The sequence below is a fragment of the Terrimonas alba genome (assembly GCF_042434975.1).
Lineage (GTDB): Bacteria > Bacteroidota > Bacteroidia > Chitinophagales > Chitinophagaceae > Terrimonas_B > Terrimonas_B alba.
Map to the genome: position 1 here is coordinate 98,945 of NZ_JBHMQM010000010.1, position 23,993 is coordinate 122,937.

Here is a 23,993-nt window from a genome sequence, read left to right on the forward strand (position 1 = left end):
TCTATCTTGCATGCGATACCCTTTTAAAATAAGGCTAAAGCCCAATCCAATGATCCGTAACACCCTCACATCCCTCGTATGTATGTGCAGCTCTGCGCTGGCATTTTGTCAAAATTCCAACCCGGATAGTGCCAATTATTTTTTGCAAAAAGGATTGCAGGAAAAACAGGTTGGTCGCAGAATGGAATCGCTGAAGAATTTTGAAAAGGCGTACAAATATGATAGCACTAACAAGAGCATAGTAAACGAACTGGCGATTGCATATCACGATCTTCGCAAGTTTACACATGCAAAAAATACTTATAAAAAACTGGAGACACTGGGGGATGCATCACCGGCTATTTACAAGCAGTTGATGGATCTTTCATTTAGTCTCAAACAGAGCGATGATGTAATCGTGTATGCTAACAAATTAAAGCAGGCCGACCCCAGTCAAAAAATAAGTTTTTATGTTGGGAAAGTGCAATACGATCAGGAAAACTATGGCGAAGCTATCAAGTACCTTACTGCAGCCATGAAGGAAGATGAATTAAATGCTGAAGCGCCTTATATGATTGCCCGTAGCTATGCCGATATGCAAAACTACAAAAACAGTATTCCCTATTTTCAAAAAGCCATTGCCCTTGACACTACAAAAAGCAATTGGATCTATGAGCTGGCACTTATTTACTATGCTATCCATGAAGATAAAAATGCCCTACAGCACATGCTGCTGGCAGGTGAGAAAGGATACCGGAGAGATAATGATTACCTGGAAAACCTTGGCGTAGCTTACCTGAATGCAGGTGAATTGGACAAGGGAGTTGAAATACTGGGAGAAATATTGAACAAACGTCCCAGCGATATGAATATTCTCAACATGATTGCTGAAGCTTATTACTATAAAGGGAAATTTCAACTCGCCATGGATTACTGGGATAAAATTCTCGGTTACGATAAGCAGAATGCATCTGCGCTTTACATGATTGGCATGTGCTATCAAAAGAAAGGTGAGAAGGAAAAAGGGCAACATTTGTGCGACAAAGCCATCGAGATGGATCCAAGCCTGGCGGCGTTGAAGCAAAAGAAACAAATGCCTGGTGGGTTGTAGAAAGATAATCTAATCTAAGACATTTAAGAGAAGAGAGAAATGACAGCGACGGCTGTCATTTTTTTTGCAATAGAACCTGGTTTGGAAAACGAAGTTTTATTGATTTCTGTTATCGGATGGTAGAACAACGGCGCTAAATATTCAAAAAAAATGAAGGCTCCGGAAAGGGCCTTCATTCGATGATAATTTCAAAAAGTTTTAATAATTGCTGTTGTAACCCAATGGAATTTTAATTCCGAGATTCACAGTAAAATGAGCAGGTATTACGTTTTCAACATAAGAGTTGCCTACTCTATTGGCAGGTAAAGCTAATCCGGCTTCTCCAAAAATGGCGGGTGTGCCAATTTTATATTCGCCTCCCAGTCCCAGGTTAATGGTAAAACCATTTTCTTTGGTTTTTTCAACCTGGTCAAGAGGGTATTTATAAACATTTTTATCGTAGCTCCCTGTGATATCTTCTTTATAATTAGCCATCACATAGCCTGCTCCAAACTGGCCATAAAAACTTCCGGCGGTTTCCTCATCTCCAATAAAACGATAGTTTGCCAGCAATAAAATCGTTTTAAAATTGTACTTGATTTTTGAATCGACCATAATGGTGTTATCATCGTCATCGGCGACTGTTACCATGCTATTTTGTTTAATAGGCAATCCATAAGTAAATCCAAGATGGACAGTGGCTTTTTCGTTAAGCTCATAACCGAGCCTGATTTGCGCACCGGGTGTTGACTTTCCGAAATCGCCTTTGTAAGCGGTATAATTAGCAGCCGCACCAACTGAAAATTGTGAGAAAGCGTTTGCACTGATAAATGCAAGGACGAGGAATACGTAAAATTTCTTCATAAAATGGTTTGTTAATTTTGCTGCAAATAAATAATCCAATTTCCAGAATGTTAAGCACGAGCCTATTTTTTGATATAGATCAATATTTGGCAATGGCTATTTGAAAATTGGGAATTTATTTATTCTTATATATGTATGGACGGATAATCTATCTATTGTACGGTAACTTTATAATAAAAATGAAACGCAGGCATTTTTTATTTTTAACTACCGGCCTGACGGCTGTAACAAATAGTATGGCTGAAAAATTAAGATCTCCGGAGACTTTTTATTTCGAAGATGACGGAGAGATACCTAATAGCCGGTATCCAATGTTGTTGTACCGGGATGTGTTTAATCAGCGAGGCGATGATGGTGCAACCTGGCTGGAACAAAAATTCCTGACCAATAACTGGAGTAATTCCTGGAGAAACGGCATTTTTTCTTTTCATCATTATCATAGTATCACCCATGAAGTGTTGGGCATTTACAGCGGGTCGGCGATAGTCCATATGGGTGGAGAAAAAGGAAGAAAGTTGGCAATAAAAGCAGGTGATATAATAGTAATTCCCGCCGGCGTAGGGCATAAAAATCTTGAGTCAGATGATTTAGGTGTTGTAGGCGCCTATCCCAATGGTATGATGTGGGACATGAATTATGGCAAACCGGCGGAAAGGCCGAAGGCTGATGAAAACATAGCAGCTGTTCCTATACCCAAGCAGGATCCTTTACTCGGAAGCAGAGATGGGCTTATAAAAATATGGAGTTAAAAAACCTACATTCTCTCCGGTACCTTTATTCCAAGCAGGCTCATGGTAGATGCGATGATATTTGCAGTGAGCTCACACAACTGTAAACGGAGTTGCTTCTTTTCTTCAGATTCAGCACTTAAAACAGAATGATCGGTATAAAAGGAGCTGAAGGTTTTGGCAACTTCATAAATATAAACAGCTAACGAAGAAGGATTATGTTCCAGAAGAGCTTGTTCAATAATTGAAGGGTACTGTTCCAGCAAGACAATCAATTCTTTTTCTTTGGGCAACAAGCCCCCAATCGCCAACTGCAGACTGCCAACTGCTCTTTCTCTTCTTAAAATTGATTTTATTCTCGCATGTATAAATTGTATAAACGGCCCGGTGAATCCATGAAAGTCGATACTCTCTTCAGGATTAAATACCATTCTTTTTTTAGGATCCACTCTCAATAAAAAGAATTTCAGGGCGCCTAATGCAATGGTGTCATATAACTCATTTAGTTCACCGGGATTAAAGTCTTTTACTTTACCAAGTTCTTCTGTTTTTTCCCTGGCCACTTTTTTCAATTCTTCAATAATATCATCCGCATCTACAACAGTCCCTTCCCGGGTTTTCATTCGCCCCGTAGGTAGTTCCACCATGCCATAGCTGAGGTGATAAATGCCATCTGCGTAGGGTTTGTGTAGTTTTTGCAGGATCAGCTTCAGCACCTTCATATGATAGTTTTGCTCGTCAGCTATCACATAAAAACTCTCGTCATAATGGAATTCTTCAAACTTTTGATCGGCAAGACCGAGATCCTGGGTGATATAAACGGAAGTGCCGTCTTTCCGCTGTACAATCTTTTCATCCAGTCCATCTGCTGTAAGGTCTATCCAAACACTACCATCTTCTTTTTTATAAAACACTCCTTTTTGTAATCCGTCTTCTACGAATTCTTTCCCCAACAAATAGGTATCACTTTCAAAATAATTTTTATCAAAGTCGCTACCTATTTTTTTATAGGTTTCATTAAAGCCTTCGTACACCCAGCCATTCATCTTTTGCCAAAGGTTTCTCACTTCCGGATCGCCTTTTTCCCAATCAATCAACATTTGCTGGGCAGCTTGCATAATGGGAGCATTTTTCTCAGCATCATCTTTTGACATTCCATCCGCCATCAATTTTTCAACTTCTTTTTTATATTCCTGCCCAAACAAAACATAATAGTCTCCCACAAAATGATCGCCTTTCATGCCTTCTGATTCAGGTGTTTTGCCTTCACCGAATTGCAGCCATGCCACCATTGATTTACAAATATGAATGCCTCTGTCATTCAAAATAGCGGTTTTAAAAACAGTATGCCCCGTCACTTTTAGAATTTCTGCGACGCTCCAGCCGAGAAAATTATTTCTTAAATGCCCGAGGTGTAAAGGCTTATTGGTATTAGGAGAGGAGTACTCAACAATCACCCTTTTACCATTCGCAGGTTGATGACCTATGGTTTGATCTGCATACGATGCCTGAAGAAACCCTGTCCAATAATTATCAGCAACCAACAGGTTTAAAAAGCCTTTGATCACATTGTAAGATGTAAAAAGTTCCTTATTGTTTTTTACAAGATATTCGCCAATTTCATTTCCCAGTTGTTCGGGCGATTTTTTAAGTTGTTTAACAAATGAAAAAAGCACTAAGGTATAGTCACCCTCAAATTCGGGTTTGGTCTGGTTGATAGTAAGGTCTTTTTCAGCAAAATCGTGGCCATACAGGTCTTTCAGGGCTGTTATCACCAATGGCTTCATCTTATTTACAATGCTCATCCTGGCTGTAATTTTTGCTGCGAATGTACGAAACCCTGCATGAGATTATCGCCAGTGTTACTACAAACAGAAAACTTGCAATATTTTTACCGGGTTAATGAGACGTCATATTCATAGCGCCAGGGATTTTATACTGCCGGTTATTGATTTTTTCTATCCCCCTTTCCGCAGGGTCATGAACCTGCAGACCTTCCGCTATGCCGCATCGGGTGGTGGTAATACATTGCTTGGATTTTTAATTTACTTTATAAGCTACCGCTATATATTGGAGGAAAAGCAATTTCACTTTGGCTTTTATGCATTTAAATCACATACGGCCGCCTTATTCATTTCCTTCCTTATTACTTTCCCGATTGGTTTTTTTATGTCGAAATATGTTGTCTTCAACGATTCACAGATGAAGGGGCGAATACAACTGTTCCGGTATTTCATGATTTGCCTTTTCAACCTGGCGTTAAATTATATTTTGCTGAAAATATTGGTGGAACGTGCACAGGTATACCCCGTATTCGCACAGGTGTTAACGACTTCTATTGTCATCTTGTTCAGCTATCTGGCACAACGGCATTTTTCTTTTAGGGCAAACGCTATTGAAGAAGAAGCCGGAGGATGATAATTTGTTGCACAGGCGATTGGCTGGCCAGACGTAATTATAAGCTAAAATCAATTGACTCAACTTTGACAGAAAGGTCCCCGCTGCAATTGCTCCGGATAACAAGTGATTGATTCAACGGATAAATACCGATCAGTTGAATATCGTCGATCTGTCCATAGCTGCGAATACCTTTTATCCATTCTTTGTTCAATTGTTCATTAATTTGAAGTTTGGCGCTGTCGATATAGGTGTTGAGATCGAATCGTGTATTCTTACTTATTTCATTGATGATTCTGCGGCTAAATAACCACTCGGATGTTTTGAGCAAGGCGTCTTTTGATTTGATGTCAAAGTCAATATTTTTTATTTCCAGGATATGCGTCTCCTTCGTGTAGACAGGTTTGCCGGTGAGATAAAAAGTACCATTGTCGGTACCGGTGAAATTCACCTTGATGATTATTTTTTCATTCCCCGTGCCATATAGTTTACAGTCCAAGATGATAAATTTCTTTTTCACCGGGCCTTTATTAAAATCAAATTCTTTATTGGCAATATGCCGGTTGAGAATGGTACTAAGCGAATCATAGTTCAACATGGCATCTAAAAAAATAGAGAAGCCTTGCTGGCGGCGAATCGAACCAATAGCAGGAATGGTGGATGGATAATCGACCGGTTTTTCAAAACTTATCGCGGGTCTTGCTGATAATCCCAAATACACATACAGGGAGTCATCTTTGGCGTAAAGATTATTGATCTTTATTTGCCGGGGATTTACCTGCAACCAGCCCATATCATAAATATTGTAAGCCTTTGCCAACTGGTTCCAGACTTGTTGAAACTGCGGCTTCAGATCAATTGTTCCATAATTTCTTTCAAGAACAGCTTTGGCCGTATCCAACTCTTCTTTTAGCCCTGATAAAACCTGTTTGGTGATATCCTGTCCCCAAAAGCAAACTTCGCATTTATCCATTGCCTGCGGCTCATTTCGGTTGATGGCCAGTTTCACTTTGTAATCAGGTAGCAAGGTTAATGAGTTGGTAAATGAAACATTTACTCTTCTTTCGGCTTCGTCAAAACCACACCTGCACGGAGATGTCCACGGAGAAATGGCGGCACCTGCTACACATACCCTTGTTGATCCAATGATCTGGTAATAGCCGGTGAATCCCAGGTTTAGCGACGTGCCAGATGCTTTCATTTGCAAAGGGCTCCTGCGAAAACGGTATTTATAACGGGTATCGCAGCCTTGCTGCACCCAATCAGCTGGATAATTAGGAGACGTAAATAAAGTGTCTACCTGGCTTTCGGCCATTGCATACAAAGGGTTCAAATTGATCTGTATAGGAATATTGATCTCTGAATCAGGCAGCGAATCCAGTTTGAAATTGGTGATGGCCAGTGACGGTCTTTCAGGATTTATCTTATGCGAACAGGAAATACAAAATATAATCGATGTTAAAAAAATGAATGCTTTTCCTTTCATACAATACAACATTAGTTCGATAAAAATAAGTAAAGAAAGGAAAAGGGCTTATAGACGAATTGTTAAGTTAGGTTGATCGTTGTGCCGGCTGAAAAGTCAACAGGCGTCGTTTAATGCTTTTTGAAATTACTTTTTTAGTTCGCAGCTCACCATCCAGTTCACACCAAGTTTGTCGGTGAGCATACTGAACCTTGATCCCCAAAACGCATCATTAGGTGGCATGGTAGCCTGTCCACCGGCTGAAAGTTTTTCAAAAAGGCTGTCCACTTTTGCCGGTTCATCCACTTCCAGCGATAGTGCGACATTATTACCTTTATTGATCTTGAATTCATCAAACGTATCGGATAGATAGATTAGCGTATCGCCGATCTGCATTCGGGCATGCATGATCTTGTTTTTTAAATGTTCCGGGGTGTCCATTGGGCCTTCGCCCATCCGGCTAAGCATGATTACTTCACCACCGATCACTTCTTTATAAAAATTCAATGCTTCTTCGGCCTGGCCGGGAAAATGCAGGTAGGTAATAATTTTCATGTGTTAGTTTTTATTTTTTTGCCACATGGAATCTTGCCTGTCGGCAGACAGGTTCGCCATAAAATTTTCACCTGCCGGCAGGCAGGTCAGGGGTTGGTATAATTTGCCTCGAAAATTTTATGGCTCATCTCATATTGAGTTTTTTAAAAGTGAAATTATTTTAAATGTTCGATCTACATATTCCGTGGATTCTTCCATCCTTTACCCAATCTTTCAATCACTCCTTTTATCCGTTCATTTCTTGTTTCATCTCTTTTGGCAGTAACAATCCATTCGATGTATTCTTTCTTATTGGTAAAAGAAAGGTTGTCAAATGTAGCTGCTTGTTTTTTATTTTTTTTGAAGGCTGTTGCCAAATCATCGGGTAAACGGACTTCCTTTGTTTTAGGATCAACCCAATTAAATATTTCCCGGACTTTTGGTTTGGCTTCCTTCTTTTTATCAGCGGCTGTTTTTGCACGGAATCCAAATATCGACCATGTATCATTAAATGAAATAAGACTTATCCAGGTAAGTTTATCGCCTTCGCTAAGCAGGCAATCCCATCCTTTGTCGCGGGTAAGATCGGTTTGCACACCTGATGTGCCTTTGGGATAATATACCCAAACTATTACATCATCCTTAACCAGCTTCATCACCTTACTCATTTCCTTTTCCAACCGGGCTTTTGTTGTCACAAACCAATGCACCTGGTCATAATCTTTTCCTGAAGAGACAATTTTTACGCCAGCTGGTAAATTGGTCAATTCTTTTTTGAAATCAGTGGGTGCATTTAGGGTAAGAAGCGTGAAATTTTCTTTGATGCGTAGTTTTTGTGAAATGGTATTTGCCATGGCAAAATTTATATCTCCAAATTAAGTTTATCCTCCCAAATTTGATTTATCGAAACCTGCTTAAATGGTTTTGATGACGTGGTACAGCATCATAAAACAAATAACCAATTTTAAAAAAGAGCCCATAATAAAACCAACGAAAGAGCCCAGTGCTGCCCTAAATGATTTTTTTGAATCCTGGCCGGCGATCATTTCTCCCACAAAGGCGCCAATAAATGGACCTATAATCACTCCCCATGGCCCCATCCAGAAAGCCAGCAGGAAACCAATGGTGCAACCCCAAATGCCGTATTTGGTGCCGCCAAATTTTTTGGTTCCCCAAACCGGGATCAGGTAATCAAGTATAAGAGAGATGACAACGACGCCTGCCCATATCCAAAGAAACCGGCTTGTAAAAGGATCAGGCTCCCGGAAGATTTGTATAAATAATCCTATGTAGGCAATTGGCGGTCCCGGAAGTAAGGGGAGGAGACTCCCCGCTATCCCCGCCAAAATCAAAATTATTCCCAGTGTTATCCAGAGCCATTCCATGTTTTTATCCCAGGTTTGAAGTTTGTAGTCGGATGTTGAAGTTAGCGAATCAATGTTGAAGAATATTTCGGCAGAAACCGGCAAAAGCACACCGGCAGGATTGTCAAACTTAAAACCTACTTAGGCATGAGGTAAAAAACAACCTGCCAATTTTGCACATTTACGCCTGACGGCACAATGATTGTCATTTGATTGTCGTCCCGGAAAATGGGATAATAAAAAAGTGAAATTTTAACTATGGCAAAGATAATTGGAATCGACTTAGGAACTACTAATAGCTGTGTTGCCGTTATGGAAGGTAATGAGCCAGTAGTAATTGCCAACGATGAGGGACGTCGCACCACCCCTTCGGTAGTGGCTTTTTTGAAAAATGGTGAGCGTAAAGTGGGTGATCCGGCTAAACGCCAGGCTATCACAAATCCTCATAACACGATTATGAGTGTAAAACGCTTTATGGGACGTCGTTTTGATGAGGTAAATGAAGAAATGACTCACTGGAGCTACAAAGTGGCGAAAGGTGACAATAATACCGTGCGAATTGACATAGACGGGCGCCTTTATACTCCACAGGAGATTTCTGCTATGGTGCTTCAGAAAATGAAGAAAACGGCAGAAGATTATCTCGGCCAGGAAGTGACAGAAGCTGTTATTACCGTTCCTGCCTACTTTAATGATGCGCAGCGCCAGGCTACAAAAGAGGCTGGGGAAATTGCCGGTTTGACAGTACGTCGTATTGTCAATGAGCCTACCGCTGCAGCTTTAGCATACGGTTTGGATAAGGGTGGTAAAGATCATAAAATAGCCGTTTTTGACTTGGGCGGTGGTACATTTGATATTTCCATCCTGGAATTAGGTGACGGAGTATTTGAAGTAAAAAGCACCAATGGTGACACTCACCTCGGTGGTGATGACTTCGATAAGGTGATCATGGACTGGTTGGCCGACGAATTCAAAAAAGATGAGGCCATTGATTTGCGTAAAGACCCAATGGCCTTACAACGCTTGAAAGAGTCTGCTGAAAAAGCCAAAGTGGAGTTATCATCTTCTTCAGAAACAGAAATCAACCTGCCGTATATCACTGCTGTCGATGGAGTGCCTAAACACTTAGTGAAGAAGTTGAGCCGGGCAAAATTTGAGCAATTGGCGGATAACCTTTTCTCCCGTTGTTTGCGCCCCTGTGAATCTGCTTTAAAAGATGCAGGCATGAACACCTCTGAGATTGATGAAGTGATTCTTGTAGGTGGTAGCACACGTATTCCCAAAGTGCAGGAGATTGTTGAAAAATTCTTTGGTAAAAAGCCGAATAAAGGCGTTAACCCTGATGAAGTAGTTGCCGTAGGCGCTGCTATACAAGGTGCGGTATTAACTGGTGAAGTAAAAGATGTGTTGTTGCTGGACGTTACCCCGCTTTCATTGGGTATTGAAACCATGGGAAGTGTGATGACAACCCTGATACCTTCGAACACAACTATTCCGACAAAGAAATCTGAAGTATTCTCTACAGCCAGCGATAATCAGCCGGGTGTGCAGATCCATGTGCTGCAGGGTGAACGTTCAATGGCAAAAGATAATAAGAGCTTGGGTATTTTCAACCTCGATGGTATCCCACCGGCACCAAGAGGTGTACCGCAGATTGAAGTAATATTTGATATCGACGCCAATGGTATCTTACATGTAACGGCAAAAGACAAAGGAACCGGTAAAGAACAAAAGATACACATTGAAGCGGGTAGCGGATTGAGCAAAGAAGAAGTGGAAAAAATGAAAGCTGAAGCAAAAGCCAATGAAGCAACAGATAAAGCCGAACGAGAGAAAGTAGATAAACTCAACCAGGCAGATAGCTTAGTGTTCCAAACTGAAAAGCAGTTGAAGGAATACGGCGACAAAATTCCGGCAGAAAAAAAATCAGCTATTGAAGCAGGAGCTGAAAAGCTGAAGGCTGCTCATAAAGCCCAGGATCTGGCAGCAATCGATTCAGCAATGACCGAACTGAATGCGGCGTGGACTGCAGCTAGCCAGGATATGTATAATGCTACTCAACAAGGACCAGGTCAGCCCGGTGCTGAGCAACCACACGATGGTGCTGGTGCAGGTGCAAAAGCTGATGACAATGTAACGGATGTTCCTTACGAGGAAGTGAAGTAATTGTCTGAACCGGGATTTTAGGATCTATTAGATTTTAATAATAGGAAATAAGAAAGCCCTTGCAGCAACTTGCAGGGGCTTTTTCATGTCATAATCTTAAATGCTGGGTAGCGTTGCGGTGAAATGTTTACGTGTACAACTAACCGGAAAGAATTACCATTCGCTAATCAAAATATACATTTCATTCATTATAGCTATTGATAGGGCTAGGGGCAGATGTAGCTTTGCATCGTCAATTCGAAAGAATGACTGATTTTTCAAAAACCTGATTAATCATTAAACCTTAAATAAACTTTATTATGAAATGTGATGTAATGCCCCGCCTGGTGCAGATTGAGAAACGTGAATTGCAAAAATTATGTACTGAGGTAAAAGAAACATTGGCGAAAGAAGTAGTGGTGAATGAGAAGAAAAAAGTTTCTTTCGGCGCAGCAGATCTATGGAATGCAAGAAGAAGTATGAACACAGCTAACCGTCTTTGGAAAAACAAAACAAGAATTTATCCATTGGTATAGCGTTATTATTCATGCTATTGTTTCTAAATGATTTTGTTAAAGCAATCGTAAACATAAGGGAGATACCAACATTCCCTTGCTAATTGCATTAAATGCATTAGCTTTGCGCCATCAATTTGAGCAGAGTATAGTACTTACTTACAACCGGGTGATTTAGCTTGCAGCTTGCCTCTTCTAACGATTCTTAATTGTTTTTTACCTCAGTTGCTCAGAAATATTTAGTAATTAATAAAAGGAGATATAATCATGAAGAGTGATGTTATGCCATCTCTTATACAGATGGAGTATGGAGTATTGAAGGAACTGCTAACGGAAGTAAAAGAAACTGTAGCGACCGATGTTAAACTGCCCGAACCAAAGAAAAAAACTTTTGGAATAGTTGATCTTTGGAGCATTCGCAGAAATAATAAAACGGCAAGTAGACTGTATAAATAAATAAGAAGTTTATTGAGTTCCTTTTCCCTGATTTGGGATACAAAAAGCAAAGCCATCCGCTGCGGCGGATGGCTTTTTATGACTTAGGCTTTTATGATTATTGATCGCCCAGGATAACAATCAACGCATAGATAACACCGGGTAGCCAAAACAATAAGGTCAGTAAAAGACTGATCCAGAATTTGGTGTTGATCTCTCCCTGGTGAAGGTACACAGCCAGTGGCGGAAGTAAAATGGCAAGTATTACCAATAACAATGTATTAGTGCTGGGCTCGGAGCCTGCTTTTTTCGCTGCTTTATAAGCTTTAATTTCTTTTTTCGCATCCTTTATACGGCTCTTTCTTTCTTTTTTTGAGAGGCTTTTAAATTCGCCCAATGCTGCTTTGACATTAGCAGGATCAGGTTCTGAAGAAGTGCTGGTAGTAGAAGAGGGAACTACCATGGCGGCATTAGAAAAGCCGGTGGCTGAGGTTATGATTATTGCTACTGCAATAAAAAAAAATAAAGTTTTTCTCATCTTCATTTGATTTAGGGTTTTGAATGAATTGCGGTATAAAATTATTGTATTTGAAAAGCAACAAAAAAATAACCCACAAAAAGGGGGCTATTTTTTTATCACAATACTGTATAACTAGCTTTAGATAATGTCCATTGCTTTTACAAACGCTGTAGTTTGAAACGGAAGTATAAGGGTCAGCCATTCCCAGTGACTGTATATAGCAAAGGCTAGAGCGGCGGTACTTGCGAAGAATAAGAGCCAGTAAATTCCTTTATACTTCTTTTGTTGTTCCATAAGTTTATTTTTTGTGGTTAGGATCAGCTAAATCGCTGCAAAAATAGGCAGCGACAGCTAAATCAAAAATTGTTTTTCATCTGTTTATTTTTTATTGCCGGCCTGCCGACAGCCGGTTTTTGGCCATGACTTGTCCCGAACCTACGTCGGGATGGAACCTCGCAGACGATCATTCCTCGGGTGAGAATTTAGCATGCCCGGTTTCAAGTGCTTTTTGAACCAATTTTTCTAAACAGAAAAATAACGGCGCAGCAGAAAACACCGCCAATCGCTATGAGCCAATTCAGGATAACGGCAAAATGATAAAAAGCAAAAGTACTTTCATCAATCACAGGGTGCCTGAGCCATTGTAAGAGGTAAAAGTTTTCAATGATGTCGCCTGCCCAGGCCAGCATTTGCAGAAATGCTACAATCAATAATAGTTTAGAAAGAGGGGGTGAGGTTGTTTTTACTCTCGTTATCATGCAAAGACTGCTTATACCGGGATAAGCCCCTGCCATAAATGCAAAGTCAAAGTATAGGTGATAACCTAAAATTGTTCTCACCCTGTTATCAAGGGAATTGAAGAGGTTAATTATTCTTTCCCTCGGGTAAAATATCTCCAGCCCGATTATCGTGAATTTGTCTTCACCAGCCCAAAAATCCGCCTCTATCCACTTCATACAAAAGGCGGTTCCTAAAAACATTCCAAGGCTAAAAAGAAATAGCTTGTTCCAGTAATTAGTCCTCAAATTCATGTAATTAGGAAGATTTTTTGGAGTTTCTTGAAATAAAAATACGAACCTTGCATGTTTTATTATACTTTCGTTTTACAACGTGTCCCCTGGACACAGTTTAAAGAAATAATGAACCAACGCTGCTATGTATCTTCAGTTTTATTTGCGCTTTCACACGGAATTTGGACAGAGCTTATGGATTGGTGGTAATACTGAAGAGCTGGGGATGGAGGTCCCTGCAAATGCAATTCCCATGCTATACCTGGATGATGAGTTTTGGCAGGCTACCGTCTCAATTCCTCAAAAAAAATGGCCGAAGAAAGGTATCGTTTACAAGTATTACCTGAAAACAAAGGACGGTGAACTGATAGGTGAGTTGGGACATGACCGGGTGCTTACTAATTTTCCCAAAACTGTCGAATCAATCAAGATAATTGATACCTGGAATCACGCAGGAGAATATGAAAACGCTTTTTTCACTGCTCCATTCAAAAACGTTTTATTAAAGCATCAGCAAAAATCAAAGTCGAGATCGGAAAAGCAGCATACTCACATTTTCAAAATAAAAGCTCCTTTACTAAATAAACACGAAGCAATATGTTTGTCAGGTAGTACAGAAGCTTTGGGTAACTGGTCAGCGGAGAATCCAATTCTCCTTTTGCAGGAAGACGATTGGTGGTCCCTCAGTATTGATCTGACCGGTTGCAACTTTCCCATTGCTTATAAGTATGGAGTATATAATTCGAAAGAAGAAACATTTATTAATTATGAAGCTGGTGCTAACCGTCTTCTGCATGCCGATTCGTTGCCGCATTCGATAACAGTATTGCACGACGGTTTTATACGGTTGCCAAATGATACGTGGAAAGGGGCTGGCGTTGCGATTCCCGTTTTTAGTTTGCGAAGTAAAAATGGTTTTGGAGTAGGTGAGTTTGCCGATATCAAATTGCTCGTTGACTGGGCAAAAGAGGCGGGACTAAAACTAATCCAGATTTTACCAGTAAATGATACAATCGCTACCAATACATGGATGGATTCTTATCCTTATGCGGCAATTTCAGCCTTTGCTCTGCATCCACTTTATATTAACCTGGAAAAAGTGGCCGGAAAAAAATATAACGAGTTGGTCAATTCATTAAAAAAGAAACAAAAGCAACTCAACGAGCTACCAGAGGTTAATTATGAGGAGGTGATCAGGTTCAAATTAGCTGTTTTAAAAGAATTGTATCATGCTATTGGTTCGCCCTCATCGGAGGATCATGAATACAAGCATTTTTTTGAAGATAACAAGCATTGGCTCGTTCCTTATGCAGCTTTCTGCTATTTACGGGATAAATATGGTTCCTCTCATTATAATGAATGGAACACTCATTCCGTATATGATAAAGACGCGATCGATAAATTGTTTCATAGCTCATCCAGTAAAAAAGACATTGGCTTTTACTGTTTTGTCCAATATCAATTGCATCTTCAGTTAAAAGAAGCGGCTGACTATGCCCATAAAAAAGGTATTGTTTTAAAAGGTGATATTCCTATTGGTATTTACCGTTATGGATGTGATGCGTGGGTAGCTCCGGAACTATACAACATGGATGCACAGGCAGGAGCGCCACCCGATGATTTTACGCCGATAGGTCAAAATTGGGAGTTTCCAACTTACAACTGGAAACGAATGCAGAAAGATGATTTTGCCTGGTGGAAGCAACGGTTTGAGCAAATGAGCAACTACTTTGATACGTTTCGTATCGATCATATTTTAGGGTTCTTCCGTATCTGGAGTATTCCTGCCGACGCTGTGCAGGGTATCATGGGTCGGTTTGTTCCCTGTATTCCTGTTCACTATGTTGAGTTCGGGGAAAATGGAATTTGGTTTGATGAAGCCCGGTATTGTGAGCCATTTATCAATGAGGAAGTGTTGAATGAGGTATTTAATGGTTTAAAAGAAAAAATAAAACAGTGCTTCATTGTTCCGAATGACCGGGGCGGGTATGATCTTAAACCAGAATTTGCTACCCAACGAAAGGTGGATGCATGGTTTGAAAAACAGGAAGAAACAGAAGAAAACAATCGGCTTAAATTGGGTCTTTACGATCTTATTTCCAATGTGATTTTTTTCAGACAGGAGGGATCAAGAGGACAGGAATTCCATTTCCGCATATCGATGGAAAAAACGTTGTCTTTTAAATACCTGATTCCCCATGTGCAGGAGAGATTGAAGAATATGTATATTAATTATTTCTTCCGGCGCCAGGATGAATTTTGGAGAAAGGAGGCAATGCATAAATTGCCAAGATTGAAAGAAGCTACGAATATGCTTATTTGTGGAGAGGATCTAGGAATGGTACCACATTGTGTTCCTGAAGTGATGAAGCAATTGGGGATACTTAGTCTTGAAATACAAAGAATGCCAAAGGATGCTGCAAAGGAATTTTTCAATCCGACTGAAGCTCCTTATTTGTCGGTTATCACTCCCTCTACGCATGACATGAGTACTGTTCGGGGTTGGTGGGAAGAAAACCGGGAAAGAACGCAGCATTTTTATAATCATGTACTGGGACAATGGGGCGATGCACCTTATTTCTGCGAGTCATGGGTTAGCCGGGCAATAATATTACAGCACTTATATTCACCGGCTATGTGGAGCATATTTCAATTGCAGGATATTTTGGGAATGAGTGAAACACTCCGTCGCGAAAACCCTCATGATGAGCGAATAAATAATCCTGCCGTGCCTAAACATTATTGGCGATATCGCATGCATATTTCACTGGAAGATCTTATTAAGGAAAAAGACTTTAACGAAGAGTTGAAAGGATATGTCATCCATAGTGGACGATAAACTCAGGCTCTTTTATTCCAACGATTTCTTATACACTTCCAACGCTCGTTTCCTGGCAAACTCATGTTTCACTATCGGAGTCAGGTAATCGGGGCTGAAGTTTTTGATCCATTGGTTTATATATTTTAGTTCGGGATCAAACTTTCTTATTTGTTCAGCAGGATTGAAGATCCTGAAATACGGTGCTGCGTCGCATCCGCTTCCTGCTGCCCATTGCCAGTTGCCATTATTGGATGAAAGCTCATAGTCCAATAATTTTTCAGCAAAATAAGCTTCTCCCCAGCGCCAGTCTATCAATAAATGTTTTATCAGAAAGCTGGCTACAATCATTCTTACCCGGTTATGCATCCAGCCGGTTTTATTCAATTGACGCATTCCGGCATCGACGATAGGATAGCCTGTTTCACCTTTGCACCATGCTTCAAATTCCTTTTCGTTGTTTCGCCATTTGATATGGTCATATTTTGGCTTGAAACTGTGCGTAACAACATGGGGATAATGAAAAAGTATCATCATGAAAAATTCTCTCCATATTAACTCATTTAGCCATTGTTCATTCAGGTTACTCGCCAGTTTTACCAGTTGCCTGACACTAACAGTTCCAAACCGGAGATGAACGCTTAGCCGGGTGGTGCCTTCCATACCCGGTATATTGCGTGTCTGTTGATAATGTTGGATAATTTTTTCGTCGATGACCGGTATAGGATTTACCGTTTCTGTTTTTTCAAACCCCAGTTCTGTTAGGGTGGGAAAATGATGTGGCCCTGTTGGGAGCAGGCGATCCAAATGTTTTTCAGACGGAAATTGACTTATTCCCTGTTTTTCAAAATGCAGTTTCCATTTTTTTGAATAAGGAGTATAAACATTGTATGGTTTACCATCATCCTTTAGTATGTCTGATTTTTCAAAAATAACCTGGTCCTTGAAACGGTGAAAAAGGATGTTTTTTCCCTTGAGGAATTTTTCAATCCTGGTGTCCCGTTCCATTGCATAAGGCTCATAATCATGATTGGTAAAAACTTCTTTTACATCAAACTCATTGACTATTTTTTGAAAAGCGTTTAAAGGAGTGTTATTGACAATATAAAGTGCTGTCCCTTCTTTTTCCAGGAGTGCATTTATGTTTTCAAGCGCTGCGTGTATAAAGGCAACTCTTTTATCTTTCTTTGATGGAAGTTTGCCAAGAATATCAGTGTCGAAAATAAAAATGATTAAAACCGGGAGTTTTGCTTTCAACGCGTGGTAAAGCGCAACATTGTCATCCAGGCGCAGGTCTCTTCTCAGCCAACAGATATTAATTTCTCTCATGTAGTTTTTTCTGATTGCCCGGGAATAAGATAGTTGCAGAATATCTGCATTTTTCAAAGTCAATGTTGATCGACGAAGTGTTGCATTACTTTGGGTAAACAAATTTTCAGCCATTCAGTATAGTTATCCGGGTTTTCCAGGATATCCTCATGAAGGTCTTGCAAGGTAATATATTTCCAATCCTTTACTTCCCTGGGGTTTGGTATAGGTGTAGCATCACATTTTCCAAAATATACATGATCGTATTCATGTTCTGTCAGGCCATTGGTGAATTGTGTTTTATAGATAAAGCTAAACACAAACGAGGAATGACACTCTATGTTTAGTTCCTCTTTTAAACGACGGGAAACCGCATCGTCAGTCTGCTCACCGTTTGTGGGATGACTGCAACAGGTGTTGCTCCATAAGCCAGGTGAATGATACTTGTCGTCTGCTCTTTGTTGCAGCAGTAATTCGTTTTTTGAATTGAACAGGAAAACAGAAAAAGCACGATGCAGCCTTCCTGTCTGATGTACTGTTAGTTTATCCAGTGTTCCAATTTGATTGTCTTTTTCATCAACAAGTATTAATAATTCTTTATCCATTTAATTTGGTCTTTAAACAGGTATGATGCCTTTTGCCAAATATAAGCAGGATAGTTCTTTACTAATTTAAATAACTTCGTCGCCATTATGAAATTGGCTTATTATCCATATAATTTAAAATTTCGCCACCCATTTACTATTTCGAAGGGTACTAAAACACATCAACCTACATTGATTGTAGAACTTGAGCATTTTGGAGTTAAAGGTTATGGCGAAGCCCCGGCTATTACCTATTATAATATTACAGTGGAGAAGATGATAGAAGACCTGGAAAAGAAAAGGCCGGCCATTGAAAAATTTGCCTTTACCGAACCTGACCGCTATTGGCATTACCTGCATCACCTGTTGCCACAAAATCCTTTTTTGGTTTGTGCCCTGGATATAGCTGCATGGGACATGTTTGGAAAACTGCAAAACAAAAGATTATATGAAATATGGAAAGGTGATATTTCAAAAAACGTATTGACAGACTACACTATTGGTATCGATAGCATAGAAAAGATGGTTTATAAATTAAAGGAAAAGCCATGGCCGATTTATAAAGTAAAAGTCGGGACCGCGGATGACATCGGTATCGTCAAGGCTTTGCGGGAAAACACGGACGCTATTCTGCGGGTAGATGCCAATGCAGGGTGGGATCTCGAAACTGCTTTAAAACTAATTCCAGCATTAAAAGAGTTAGGAGTTGAATTTGTAGAACAGCCACTAGCCAAAGATGATTGGGACGAAATGAAGATATTGTATAAAGAATCCCCGCTTCCGCTTTTTGCTGATGAGGCCTGTGTTTTTGAACAGGATGTCGAAAAATGCAAAGATCATTTTCATGGCATCAATATCAAACTAACAAAATGCAGCGGCATTACACCTGCTTTGCGAATGATCAAAAAAGCAAGACAGCTTGAATTGAAAGTGATGATTGGTTGTATGAATGAATCAACTGTTGGCTCGGCGGCTATTGCCCATTTACTGCCTTTTATTGATTATGTCGATATGGATGGGCCGCTACTATTAGAAGAAGATGTGGCTACGGGAATTGATTATGACATGGGTAAAATAATTTATTCAGTCCAGCCAGGACTAGGTATAAATTATTGTGGACTTTTTAAAAAATAACAGTTTTTTTTATCCACCTGTGGGTCTAATAATTCGTTTACATATACAGTAACTTATAGCCTCCGGCCTTAAATTTGCACTGTTAAAGTTCTAAACGTTTATTATGAAGAAAGCCTGGATATTGATCCTTTTATTAGCCTTTTCCCATTTTCTTTTCGCACAACGCTTTCATATCGGCGTTTTTGGCGGTCTTGCCGCTTACAACGGGGATCTTACCAGTAAAATATTTCCGAAAAAAGTTACTAACGGTGCTATAGGAATAACTGCCAATTATGAACTAACTAATAATATCATGCTTCGCGGTGGTTTTACTTATACCGTAGTCGGCGGAGCGGATCGCTTCAATAGCGATTCAAGTCTTCGGGCTCGCAATCTTAGTTTCGAAACTGCAGTTTCCGAATTTAGTTTATTAGGGGAATATTATCTGCTGAGTTTAAATGATCATCGCTTTTCGCCATACGTTTTTGCCGGTCTTGCTGTTTATCGCTTTAATCCGTATGCGTATAATGGCACCACGCAAAAAATTTACCTGAAGCCGTTAAGCACTGAAGGGCAGGGATTGCCCGGCTATGCCGAAAACAGTCCATACAGTCTCACCCAGTTTGCCATCCCTTATGGCGGCGGTGTTAAGTTTGCAGTTACAGATAATCTTCATCTTGGTCTTGAATTAGGATTGAGAAAACTTTTCACTGATTATTTTGATGACGTAAGCACAGTATATGCCGATCCTAATGATCTGTTAGCCGGCAGAGGGCAATTATCTGTCGATATGTCCTACCGTGGAGATGATGTAGGTATTGCAGGTTACCCGGCAAAAGGGGCACAACGGGGAAGTCCAAAACGTAAAGACACTTATTATTTCACCGGACTTCATCTTACATACCGCTTGGGTGGTGGCAATTCATCTAGCGGTGGAATTTTTGGTGGCGGCGGTGGCCGAAAAGCGCCGAGGAATAGCACCAGTTGCCCCGTAAATGTGTACTAAAATTTTTTTCTTCTTAACTATTCCAACATTCTCACACAGGCTGTGTTGTACCTTTGCGTAATTTATTGAAGACATGGCCTATAAAAATCAGCAGCAATTTATTGAAGCACTGGAAAAAGCAGGGGAGCTTGTTCGCATCAAAACTTACGTTAATCCAAAGCTAGAGATAGCGGAGATCACCGACAGGATGAGTAAAGAGCCGGGCGGTGGAAAAGCAATACTTTTTGAAAATACCGGCTATGATTTCCCGGTGCTGATGAACGCCTATGGCAGTGAAAAAAGAATGTGCATGGCGTTAGGTGTGGCGCATTTGGATGATACTGCCCGGGAAATTGAAGAATTATTTAAGCTGCTTGCGTCGCCGAAAGAAAGTATCCTGGATAAATTAAAGTTGTTGCCAAAACTTGGCCAGTTTGCTTCGTGGATGCCAAAAGTAAAAAAGGGGCGGGGCGAGTGCCAGGAGGTTGAAATGAGCCAGCCGGATATCACTAAACTTCCGGTTATTACCTGTTGGCCTAAAGATGGTGGTCCGTTTGTTACGTTGCCCATCATTCATACAAAGGATCCGAACACCCAATCAAGAAATGTCGGCATGTACCGGATGCAGGTTTTTGGTCCCACTTTGACCGGTATGCACTGGCATAAGCATAAAGTATCTGCAAAACACTTTAATGAATATAAAAAATTGAACAAACGCATGCCGGTGGCAGTGGCGTTAGGTGGTGATCCTGTTTATGCTTATTCGGCGACAGCGCCTTTGCCGGAGAATGTAGATGAATACATGCTGGCAGGTTTTCTTCGCAAGAAAAAAGTGGAGCTGGTCAAATGCATCTCCCAACCTGATGTGGAAGTGCCTGCTGATGCAGATTTTATTATTGAAGGATATGTTGATCCTGATGATGAGATGATATGGGAAGGGCCCTTTGGTGATCATACAGGCTATTATTCCTTGCCGGATTGGTATCCCCGTTTTCACATCACAGCGATTACGCATAAAAAAAATGCAGTCTATCCCGCAACTATCGTTGGTATACCACCGCAGGAGGATGCATGGTTGGGAAAAGCTACCGAACGGATATTCCTTGCTCCCATCAAAATGACCATGGTGCCGGAAATCATCGACATGGAAATGCCGGTAGAAGGAGTATTTCACAACCTTGTTATTACCAAAATAAAAAAAGACTATGCCGGCCAGGGACAAAAAGTAATGAATGCCATGTGGGGGGCCGGGCAAATGATGTTCAACAAGATATTGGTGATCGCAGATGAAAAGACTTCCATTACAAACTATCCTGAACTGGCCAAAAGTGTTTTTAAAAATTTAAATCCCGCTACAGATATTTATTTTTCACAAGGCCCGATGGATGTATTGGATCACAGCTGCAGCAAACTGGGTTTTGGCGGCAAGATGTGCATTGACGGAACAGCAAAGTTTGATGAGGAGATAGATGACAGTGTGCAGTTGACAGTTGACACTAAGCTGATCGAAGTGGCGCAGTTGGCAGGCGGGATGCTTACTTCAAAATTTCATGAAATAAAAGGGGTGAATGTTTCATTGCTAAGAAAAGAAATTTCCTGTCTTATTATTTCTGTTGAAAAAAACAGAAAGAACCATATAAAAGAATTGCATGAACAGATTTGCGAATTGGCGGAAATAGAAGGGGTAAAAATTATCTTATATGTCGAGCATACGGTTGATGCTAATGACTTGCCAACTGCTTTGTGGCGTTTTTGCAACAACCTAGATCCTAAACGGGACAGTTATTTGTACCGTCGGCCAATCAGCATCCGGCAACCGGCAACCGGAAACCAATACTTCGCCTGTATGGGCTTGGATGGCACAAGGAAAACGAAAGAACTGGATGGTTTTTACCGTGATTGGCCTAACATAATTGTGGCAGATGACGATACCATAAAAGCTGTTGATGAAAAATGGGAAGACCTGGCGATAGGCCCTTTTATTTCTTCCCCTTCATTAAAGTTTAAAGACCAGATGTATGGTGAGGAAGCCATTGTACAATAAAATGCAAGGTTAGTCCTTCAATCTTTTCAGCTGTCAACTTTACGCTGTAAATTGCTGTAAAAATAATTTATCGATGAAACGCCCATATAAAGCTTTTGAAACAAACGGGGATGTTGACAGGGCATTCCATTCGACCAAAATAAAATAAAAAATAAACGGATGAAACGAGTTTGTGCGGTGTTGTTCGGTAGCCTCATATCAATATTTTGTGTTGCTCAAAAAAGCAATACAGATAATACGCTTCTCTGGAAAATAAGCGGTAATGGCCTCGTTAAACCATCTTATATTTTTGGCACTATTCACATGCTGTGTAAAGATGATGCTATTCTTAGCGATAGCCTGAAGCGGGTGATCAGGAATGTAAAAGAGGTTTATTTTGAAGTAGACCTGGACAATATGTTTGAAATGCTCGGCATGTTGTCTAAAATGAAGATGCGGGGTGATACTACTTTACAGGATCTGTTGAGTGAAGCCGACTATGAAAAAGTAAAAAATTATTTTGAAGAGAAGGGTTCCATGCTTCCTTTCAATATGCTGGAAACTTATAAGCCGATGTTGGCTGCTTCTACGTTGCAACAAGGCGGTCTCGCCTGTGAAGCTACAGCCATGATGGAACAGGTGATCATGGAAGAAGCAAAGGAATATGGCAAATCCATTAGGGGATTGGAGAGCATGGGCTACCAGGCGAGTGTGCTCGACAGCATTCCTTATAAGTTACAAGCTGAACAATTGGTAAGCTATATTGATAATGCAAAAAAAGGTCATGGTGAGGATAAAGAGCTATCCGACATGATGAATGCCTACAAGCAACAGGACCTTCAAAAGCTGGAAGAAATGTTGATGAAAAGTGATCCCAGCATTTCAAACTACACAGATATCCTGCTTTACAACCGCAATCAAAACTGGGTAAATAAATTAAAAGATATTTTACCTGGTAAGTCGGTGCTTATTGCAGTAGGAGCAGGCCATCTCCCCGGAAAACAAGGCTGCATTAATCTTCTTCGGAAAGAAGGCTACAAAGTAACCCCTGTGAAGAATACCATTAACAGAATGCGGGAAATTTAATCTTATCGGGCAGTAGAAGCCGCCTTGAAAAGGGAGGCTAACCAAGCGTCTTTGTTGCCTGGCCGATCAGGATTCCGTTATGCCAGAGCTGAAAAGTGTGAGTACCCTTCTGGCATTTTTCGGTGTCTATAGAAAACAGTAAGTGCTTTGCTTCTCCTTTGGTATAGTCAAACCGTATTTTGCGGGTGTATTTTTTTTTGCCTTCATTTTTCGTATCAAAACTCCCGCTATCCCATACGGTACTTTGCAGTACCTGCCCATCCGGTTGAACTAACACCGTAGTTAATTCGGCGTTGGTAAATTGAGTAATGCGGTTTTGAACCACGAATGACGCAACAAACTTATCTGTCTTTTTTGCCCGGGACGTGGATTCTTCACTGGAGCCTTTTAGTTCAATAGCATCAATTTTAATATCGGAAGCAATAAAAATAGAAGCAAGATTTACTTTTTCTATCAACGACTGGTTTTCGTCGCTGAGGCGACGGATGTTTCGCTGTAGCGTGTCTACATTCAACGTTAATTGTTCCAACACCGCGCTGATGTGTTTTTTTTCATCTTCCATACTCAGGTTTTCGCCATTTAGCTCGTCCACCCGTTGTTGCAGTTCATTAATTTTTTGCTTTGCCAGGCTAAGGTCCGACTTTGAAAAACCTTGTTTATTTAAAATTCCGGCGATTTCCATTTTCAACTGATCGATTTCGTTTAGCTTATCATCCAGCCTTATTTTAAGAGAATCGACATTTACCCGTGATGAATTCAACTGGTAATCCAGGTCGCTGATTGCGGTTGAATATATTTTAGTCAGCGAGTCTTTTATTGCATCGGCTACCGCAGCGGAATCCTTTACATAAACTTCGGTGCGGCGCTGGCTGTATATGGTCTTATCGTAAATATGATAGATCCAGGTGCTCACCAACCCGATCGAAAGCAGTACCAGCAAGAGAGATTTTATATCTTTTATTTCCCCGGGCATCTTTCGAAAGATAAGCATATTGCCTTTGTTTACAAGCAGCGGAATACCGGGCATAAA

The 23,993-nt window shown here is 40.5% G+C and carries 23 protein-coding genes; 11 read left to right on the forward strand and 12 right to left on the reverse strand.

The window, feature by feature from the left end; all coding sequences use genetic code 11:
* Positions 1-10: 10 nt before the first annotated feature.
* Positions 11-1,090, forward strand: coding sequence for a tetratricopeptide repeat protein (locus ACFEL9_RS24730; protein WP_385895686.1), 1,080 nt, complete (start codon positions 11-13; stop codon positions 1,088-1,090).
* 198 nt (positions 1,091-1,288) lie between these two features.
* Here ACFEL9_RS24730 and ACFEL9_RS24735 read toward each other — a convergent pair whose 3' ends face one another.
* Positions 1,289-1,933 (reverse strand): outer membrane beta-barrel protein, encoded by a 645-nt coding sequence (locus tag ACFEL9_RS24735; RefSeq protein WP_385895687.1) that lies wholly within the window; start codon positions 1,931-1,933, stop codon positions 1,289-1,291.
* A 179-nt stretch (positions 1,934-2,112) separates the two neighbouring features.
* On the opposite strand from ACFEL9_RS24735, the gene ACFEL9_RS24740 reads away from it, so the two are divergent.
* A complete protein-coding gene (locus ACFEL9_RS24740) occupies positions 2,113-2,682 on the forward strand; it encodes a cupin (protein ID WP_385895689.1) in 570 nt (189 codons plus the stop codon).
* 5 nt (positions 2,683-2,687) lie between these two features.
* On the opposite strand, the gene argS is transcribed toward ACFEL9_RS24740, so the two are convergent.
* Positions 2,688-4,466: an arginine--tRNA ligase gene (gene argS, locus ACFEL9_RS24745; protein ID WP_385895692.1), complete on the reverse strand. Its 1,779-nt coding sequence runs from the start codon at positions 4,464-4,466 to the stop codon at positions 2,688-2,690.
* A 97-nt stretch (positions 4,467-4,563) separates the two neighbouring features.
* Here argS and ACFEL9_RS24750 point away from each other — a divergent pair, with 97 nt between their 5' ends.
* Positions 4,564-5,079, forward strand: coding sequence for a GtrA family protein (locus ACFEL9_RS24750; RefSeq protein WP_385895693.1), 516 nt, complete (start codon positions 4,564-4,566; stop codon positions 5,077-5,079).
* Positions 5,080-5,116: 37 nt separating this feature from the next.
* On the opposite strand, the gene ACFEL9_RS24755 is transcribed toward ACFEL9_RS24750, so the two are convergent.
* The 4 genes from ACFEL9_RS24755 to ACFEL9_RS24770 form a co-directional block, all read right to left on the reverse strand.
* A complete protein-coding gene (locus ACFEL9_RS24755) occupies positions 5,117-6,544 on the reverse strand; it encodes a DUF4403 family protein (RefSeq protein WP_385895695.1) in 1,428 nt (475 codons plus the stop codon).
* A 126-nt stretch (positions 6,545-6,670) separates the two neighbouring features.
* Positions 6,671-7,078 carry a VOC family protein gene (locus ACFEL9_RS24760; protein ID WP_385895698.1) on the reverse strand — a complete coding sequence of 136 codons (408 nt, stop codon included), beginning with the start codon at positions 7,076-7,078 and terminating at the stop codon, positions 6,671-6,673.
* Positions 7,079-7,251: 173 nt separating this feature from the next.
* Positions 7,252-7,911 carry a YdeI/OmpD-associated family protein gene (locus tag ACFEL9_RS24765; RefSeq protein WP_385895700.1) on the reverse strand — a complete coding sequence of 220 codons (660 nt, stop codon included), beginning with the start codon at positions 7,909-7,911 and terminating at the stop codon, positions 7,252-7,254.
* 60 nt (positions 7,912-7,971) lie between these two features.
* Positions 7,972-8,442 carry a DUF456 domain-containing protein gene (locus ACFEL9_RS24770; RefSeq protein ID WP_385895703.1) on the reverse strand — a complete coding sequence of 157 codons (471 nt, stop codon included), beginning with the start codon at positions 8,440-8,442 and terminating at the stop codon, positions 7,972-7,974.
* Between the two features lie 237 nt (positions 8,443-8,679).
* On the opposite strand from ACFEL9_RS24770, the gene dnaK reads away from it, so the two are divergent.
* From dnaK to ACFEL9_RS24785, 3 genes are all read left to right on the forward strand, one after another.
* Positions 8,680-10,587, forward strand: coding sequence for a molecular chaperone DnaK (gene dnaK / locus ACFEL9_RS24775; RefSeq protein ID WP_385895705.1), 1,908 nt, complete (start codon positions 8,680-8,682; stop codon positions 10,585-10,587).
* A gap of 299 nt (positions 10,588-10,886) precedes the next feature.
* Positions 10,887-11,102 carry a hypothetical protein gene (locus tag ACFEL9_RS24780; RefSeq protein WP_385895708.1) on the forward strand — a complete coding sequence of 72 codons (216 nt, stop codon included), beginning with the start codon at positions 10,887-10,889 and terminating at the stop codon, positions 11,100-11,102.
* A gap of 246 nt (positions 11,103-11,348) precedes the next feature.
* Positions 11,349-11,537 (forward strand): hypothetical protein, encoded by a 189-nt coding sequence (locus ACFEL9_RS24785; protein ID WP_385895710.1) that lies wholly within the window; start codon positions 11,349-11,351, stop codon positions 11,535-11,537.
* Between the two features lie 97 nt (positions 11,538-11,634).
* Here ACFEL9_RS24785 and ACFEL9_RS24790 read toward each other — a convergent pair whose 3' ends face one another.
* The 3 genes from ACFEL9_RS24790 to ACFEL9_RS24800 all read right to left on the reverse strand — a co-directional run bounded on the left by ACFEL9_RS24790 (position 11,635) and on the right by ACFEL9_RS24800 (position 13,067).
* Positions 11,635-12,054, reverse strand: coding sequence for a YqaE/Pmp3 family membrane protein (locus tag ACFEL9_RS24790; protein WP_385895712.1), 420 nt, complete (start codon positions 12,052-12,054; stop codon positions 11,635-11,637).
* Between the two features lie 120 nt (positions 12,055-12,174).
* Positions 12,175-12,330: a hypothetical protein gene (locus ACFEL9_RS24795; protein WP_276503318.1), complete on the reverse strand. Its 156-nt coding sequence runs from the start codon at positions 12,328-12,330 to the stop codon at positions 12,175-12,177.
* Positions 12,331-12,533: 203 nt separating this feature from the next.
* On the reverse strand, positions 12,534-13,067 hold the full coding sequence (locus ACFEL9_RS24800; protein WP_385895715.1) for a hypothetical protein: 534 nt from the start codon (positions 13,065-13,067) through the stop codon (positions 12,534-12,536).
* Between the two features lie 124 nt (positions 13,068-13,191).
* Here ACFEL9_RS24800 and ACFEL9_RS24805 point away from each other — a divergent pair, with 124 nt between their 5' ends.
* The gene (locus tag ACFEL9_RS24805; RefSeq protein ID WP_385895718.1) at positions 13,192-15,885 is read left to right on the forward strand and encodes a 4-alpha-glucanotransferase; all 2,694 of its coding nucleotides are present in this window, start codon (positions 13,192-13,194) and stop codon (positions 15,883-15,885) included.
* Between the two features lie 12 nt (positions 15,886-15,897).
* Here the strand turns inward: ACFEL9_RS24805 and ACFEL9_RS24810 are convergent, their stop codons facing one another.
* On the reverse strand, positions 15,898-17,307 hold the full coding sequence (locus ACFEL9_RS24810; protein ID WP_385895721.1) for a cryptochrome/photolyase family protein: 1,410 nt from the start codon (positions 17,305-17,307) through the stop codon (positions 15,898-15,900).
* Positions 17,253-17,777 carry an isopentenyl-diphosphate Delta-isomerase gene (gene idi, locus ACFEL9_RS24815; protein WP_385895724.1) on the reverse strand — a complete coding sequence of 175 codons (525 nt, stop codon included), beginning with the start codon at positions 17,775-17,777 and terminating at the stop codon, positions 17,253-17,255. Before idi ends, ACFEL9_RS24810 begins: the two co-directional genes overlap by 55 nt.
* An 87-nt stretch (positions 17,778-17,864) precedes the next feature.
* Between idi and ACFEL9_RS24820 the strand changes: the two genes are divergently transcribed.
* The 4 genes from ACFEL9_RS24820 to ACFEL9_RS24835 all read left to right on the forward strand — a co-directional run bounded on the left by ACFEL9_RS24820 (position 17,865) and on the right by ACFEL9_RS24835 (position 22,963).
* Positions 17,865-18,890 carry a dipeptide epimerase gene (locus ACFEL9_RS24820; protein WP_385895727.1) on the forward strand — a complete coding sequence of 342 codons (1,026 nt, stop codon included), beginning with the start codon at positions 17,865-17,867 and terminating at the stop codon, positions 18,888-18,890.
* 103 nt (positions 18,891-18,993) lie between these two features.
* Positions 18,994-19,875 carry a DUF6089 family protein gene (locus tag ACFEL9_RS24825; RefSeq protein ID WP_385895730.1) on the forward strand — a complete coding sequence of 294 codons (882 nt, stop codon included), beginning with the start codon at positions 18,994-18,996 and terminating at the stop codon, positions 19,873-19,875.
* 73 nt (positions 19,876-19,948) lie between these two features.
* Entirely contained in the window at positions 19,949-21,898 is a 1,950-nt protein-coding gene (locus ACFEL9_RS24830) for a menaquinone biosynthesis decarboxylase (RefSeq protein WP_385895732.1), read from the forward strand.
* A gap of 159 nt (positions 21,899-22,057) precedes the next feature.
* Complete coding sequence (locus ACFEL9_RS24835; RefSeq protein ID WP_385895735.1) at positions 22,058-22,963, forward strand: TraB/GumN family protein; 906 nt, start codon at positions 22,058-22,060, stop codon at positions 22,961-22,963.
* 37 nt (positions 22,964-23,000) lie between these two features.
* On the opposite strand, the gene ACFEL9_RS24840 is transcribed toward ACFEL9_RS24835, so the two are convergent.
* Positions 23,001-23,954 (reverse strand): DUF8428 domain-containing protein, encoded by a 954-nt coding sequence (locus ACFEL9_RS24840; RefSeq protein ID WP_385895738.1) that lies wholly within the window; start codon positions 23,952-23,954, stop codon positions 23,001-23,003.
* Positions 23,955-23,993 lie beyond the last annotated feature (39 nt).